We start from the raw sequence: 564 nt of genomic DNA on the forward strand, positions 1-564 counted from the left end.
AACTGAGGCTCAAGCACTTGAGTACGCTCACGCCAATCGTGGCGAATATTGGTCGCGCCCGGATCGGCGTACATGATATCCATTACTTGCGCCGCAATCGTGCGAAGCACCGTTGGATCAGAGCCGATAATACGCGCTTCAATTTTCGCGCCACCACCAGGGCCCAATTCAATCTGTTTGAGCTTGTAATTGATCTCTGGATAGTTGGCTTTTAGGTGATCCCTAAACCGTGCCATTAACGGCGCAAGCGCTTCGTAGTTATCAACTCGCGTAGTGATTTCACCATAAGCGGCATAGCTTTTTTCCGGAGCATACGTCAGCATAAAGCGTTGCAGACCTTTACCCGCGGTTGTTGTGATGTGATCAACGTGCTCTTGCTCAGCAAGCCAAGATTCAAGTTCTTTTAGCTTAACGTTAGTCGCACGAATATCTGTACCTTCCGGTAGCCACACATCCAGTTGGAAAATTGGCGTGGTTGAAGATGGGAAAAACGATTGTTTTACCAAGGTAAACCCATAAACACTTGCACCAAGCCCAACAATCAAAACCACGACCGTTAACCAC

The 564-nt window shown here is 48.2% G+C and carries 1 protein-coding gene; it reads right to left on the reverse strand.

What is annotated here, in order from left to right; genetic code table 11:
- Window positions 1-564 (reverse strand): efflux RND transporter permease subunit (locus tag R7R24_RS29315; RefSeq protein WP_318120538.1); only part of this gene is annotated, 564 nt, incomplete at both ends.

The organism is Vibrio sp. 704 (genome assembly GCF_033339295.1).